This is a genomic window from Sphingomonas segetis, assembly GCF_009720245.1.
In the GTDB taxonomy this organism is placed as follows: Bacteria; Pseudomonadota; Alphaproteobacteria; order Sphingomonadales; family Sphingomonadaceae; genus Sphingomicrobium; species Sphingomicrobium segetis.
In genome coordinates this window covers 1-3,796 of the sequence record NZ_WJSQ01000201.1, presented here as the reverse complement: position 1 = coordinate 3,796, position 3,796 = coordinate 1, and the positions used below count along the sequence as shown (strand labels likewise).

The window sequence follows — 3,796 nt, the reverse complement described above, 5'->3', positions numbered from 1 at the left end:
ACCGGTTGCTGCGCATCGGGCCGAAGCGCCTCCGCGGGCGCATGACTCGGGCCGGCGAAGCCGGGATCGGCAGGAGGGGTCGCACCCCACCCGGGCTCGTCGGCCGCAGGCAACGGCGGCGGCGGCGGCTGTCCCTCGCGTTTCAGGCGCTGCAGCGGCGACGGCCGGAAAACCGTTCTGTTCCGATTGGAGCCGCCGTCGCCTTGTGTCACCGGTTGGACCTCTTCACGCACCAGAGTTCGAGACGCAGCTCGGGCCACTCGCCGGCGACATGGAGGCCGAGACCCGGCGCGGTCGCGAAATCGCGCCAGTCGCGGACGCTGCGGTCAAGCTCGAAATAGACGTGGCCGGGGAGCACGCGGATCTGCGGCGGCGGGGTTGGTACATGCCGCAGCGGCACGCCAGGAAGCGCTGATTCGACGATCTGCTTCATCTTCTGCACCGCCGCGATCTTCGCCACGCTCGGGAACAGCCGACGGATTTCCTCGACCGGCGCGGCGGCCGCGACCGCGAGATAGAAATAGCCGGTCTTGAACAGGTTGTGATCGGTGATCGTGCAGACGTAGGCCCCGGGGCCCTTCTGCTCGAGCGGCAGCTGGACCGCGGAGCGTTCGAATACCGCGGACAGCATCGACTGGAGCAGGTCGAACACAGGCTCGAAGCAAAGCTGCGGGTTTTCGTGATCGTAGGCCGGGAGCGCCGGCGGCTTGCGCTCGGGCCGGATCAGGGTCGAGAGCTCGCCTGCCATTCCGATCAGCATCTCGAACAATCGCTCCGGATGCACGTTGGGCAGGCTTTCGAGATGCCGCAGCATCGGCAGCCAGCGGTTGAGCGCCTGGAGGAGCAGGAAGCTGGCGAACGTCTCCGACCCCCCGTCGGTCGCCTCGACCGCGCGCAGCGCCAGCTCCTCGGCGCGCTGTTCGACGCGGCCGACGATGTCGGTCAATCCGCCCTTGAGCCGCACCGCAGCCGCGATGTCGAGCGTCGGCGGGATGTAGCGGTCGTCGAACACCAGCTTCTTGTTGCTGACTTCGCGCACCCTCGCGAGCCCGAGAGTCACGCGGCCGTAGGTCTGGTCGCGGGTCACGCCGAAGCGCAGGTTGGGAAGGCCGAACTCGATCGGCTCGGTCACCGTGTCATCCGAAAAGGCATCGGAGACTTCCTGTTCGCCAACGGCGAAGCGAGCCTCGTGCGACGCCTCTTCGGCCTCGCGGAACTCGACCGCTCCGGGCTGCGCCGCGGGAAGAGTCAGTGAAACGATCGCATCGCGCGCATCTGCCGGGACGTCGAGCGGCGGAGGCGGCGGCAGCTCGTCCGGGATGGAGAATGGTGTGCCGTCGGGAAGGACGCCCGACGCGCGCAGCACGCCGAACTTGCCGAGGCTCGCAAGGTCTTCGTCAACGGCAATTGACGTGAAACCCCAGGCATAAGGCTGGACGCTGTCGACACGGGCCCGGATGTGCGCGTCGAAATAGCGCTCCTGAGCCTGAAAGTGCTGCGGCCGGAGGAACATGCCTTCGCGCCAGGCTACGCGGTTCTTACCGGTCATGCACAAGCCCCCGTAGACCGATCAATAAAGCACAGCTTCACCTCAAGTGAAAGCTGCGATATCGTCGCAGGTCCGCACCTGGCCGCAAGTGGGGGAGACGGGCCATCCCAGTCGACGGCGGCAATGACGATTCATTCGATCCCCGAAGCTGGTCTCGAAGGCCCGCTGCCGCACCGACTGCGCCCGGCGCGCGTCGGGACGGGCCCTCCGCGGATCGAGGCCGGGCGTCCTTCGACCCGACAACGTGGCTTGGGAAATCGCCTCCGGCGCCTCTCCCCTCCCCTTCGGACAAGCCCGAGGCCGCCCGGCTATCCGCGAGGACAAGCCGGCCGGCCCTCGCCGCTATCGCGGTCCTCCTGCTGTTCGTCGCCGGCGCCACCGCGGCCTATCTGTCGCGCCCGCCCGCCGCGCCGCCGCTGCAACAGCCGTCGCGTCCGGTGGTCATCGCGGAAACACCCAAGCAACAGGACTATCGTCCCGAGCCGCCGGGGCCGCAGCCGGGGCACAGCCGCCGCACCGTGACCCTCGCCGGACCCGCCCAGATCGAGGAAGCCATCGCCGACCTCGGAGTCGAGGAGGTCCGGGCGCCGGAGCTTGCGCGCACGCTGCTGGCCTATATCGGCCAGTCGCCGGGCGAACTGCGGCTCACCGCCGATGTGGCCCGGTCCGCGGAAGGGCAGCTGGCGCTCAGCTGGCTCGAGCTGAACCGGATGGACGGAGCCGGCGTGCGGCTCGTCGCCAAGGGCGACGGCTTCGAACCGCAGAAGCTCGCCGCGAAACTGACGACAAAGATCATCGCGGTGCGCGGTGAGATGGGAACCACCTTCTACAACTCGGCGGTCGAGGCGGGGGTGGACGACAGCCTGATCAGCGACTTCGCGGGAGCGTTCAACTATGACGTCGACTTCCAGTTCGAACTTCACCCGGGCGACATTTTCGAAGGGGCGTTCGAGCAGGACTACAACCCGTGGAGCGAACCGGTCGGCCTACCGCGGCTGCTGTTCGCGTCGCTTCGCCTGCAAAACAAATCGCTGCGCTTCTACCGCTTCAAGGCCGGCGGCCAATACGGCTGGTTCGACTTCAGCGGGCGCAGCAACCGCCGTTCGTTCATGCGCACGCCGGTCGACGGCGCCCGCATTTCGTCCGGTTTCGGAATGCGCTTCCATCCGATCAGGCACTACACTCGGCTGCATGGCGGCACCGACTTCGCGGCGCCCGACGGCACGCCCGTCTACGCATCCGCGGCCGGCAAGATCATCGTCGCCGGCTGCTGTCACGGCGACGCGGGCACGATGATCGCCATCCAGCACGACAATGGCTGGGTAACCCACTACTTCCATCTGAGCAGGATCGTGCCGGGGATCACGCCCGGCGTGCGCGTCAGCCAGGGCGAACGCATCGGCGACGTCGGCCACACCGGCGGCGCTACCGGGCCGCACCTTCACTACGAGGTGGTGATCAAGGGGGTGAAGGTCGATCCGATGACGATCCCGACGGGCCAGGGCGTGACTCTCGCGGGCGCCGACATGGCGGCGTTCAGGCGGGAGCGCGACCGGATCGATACTGCGCGAGCCAGCCGGGAATTCTAGCCGGAAGGATCAGCAGGGGGACGAGCAGGATCGCCAGCGCGAACGTCATCGCGATGCTGGCGTTCAGCCCTTCCTCCGACCCGCCCCACCACGCGCTCCCGACCAGCTCGAGGTTGAGGATCGACCCGAAGCTTCCGCTCCCGGGATTGGGGTCGAGGCCGAGAAGAAGCGCCTCCGCCCAGTTCCATGCGAAATGCGCGCCGATGGCGCTCGCGAGGCCGCCGGCGCGCGCGGCAAGGAGGCCGAACAGCAATCCGCCGAGGAACAGGTTCAACAAGGTCACCCCGCCCCGAGCGCCGCCGGCAAGGTGCAGCGCGGCGAAGGCGATCGCCGTCACCGCGATGCCCCAACCGCCCCAGCTCCTGACCAGCACCGGCTGCAGCCAGCCGCGGAAGAATATTTCTTCGCTTCCCGATTGCAGGAGGACGAGCGCCGTGGCGCCGACGAACAGTCCCGCCGAGGTGCCGCCGTCCAGGCGATGCAGGATTCCGGCGATCGCAGCGAGCGCAGTGGCGACGAGAAAGCCGACGAGCCCCTTCTTCGCCGCCTACATCAAACGGCATGCCGAGGAGCAAGACCTGCTCGACCCCGCGTGGCAGCGCGGAATCTCCTGAACCAGCACCTGCTCGCTCAAGTGTGTGCGCTACGGTTCTTGCGG

3 protein-coding genes are annotated in these 3,796 nt (G+C 68.0%); 1 reads left to right on the top strand and 2 read right to left on the bottom strand.

Translation table 11 applies throughout. The annotated features are described in order from the left end of the window. Window positions 1-208 precede the first annotated feature (208 nt). Window positions 209-1,549 (bottom strand): type VI secretion system baseplate subunit TssK, encoded by a 1,341-nt coding sequence (tssK, locus tag GH737_RS13555; RefSeq protein WP_155265321.1) that lies wholly within the window; start codon window positions 1,547-1,549, stop codon window positions 209-211. A 437-nt stretch (window positions 1,550-1,986) separates the two neighbouring features. Between tssK and GH737_RS13550 the strand changes: the two genes are divergently transcribed. Beyond that, window positions 1,987-3,138 carry a M23 family metallopeptidase gene (locus GH737_RS13550; protein ID WP_155265320.1) on the top strand — a complete coding sequence of 384 codons (1,152 nt, stop codon included), beginning with the start codon at window positions 1,987-1,989 and terminating at the stop codon, window positions 3,136-3,138. On the opposite strand, the gene GH737_RS13545 is transcribed toward GH737_RS13550, so the two are convergent. Further along, entirely contained in the window at window positions 3,086-3,589 is a 504-nt protein-coding gene (locus GH737_RS13545; RefSeq protein ID WP_275401972.1) for a CPBP family intramembrane glutamic endopeptidase, read from the bottom strand. The two genes, GH737_RS13550 and GH737_RS13545, sit on opposite strands and share 53 nt — an antisense overlap. Between the last annotated feature and the right edge of the window lie 207 nt (window positions 3,590-3,796).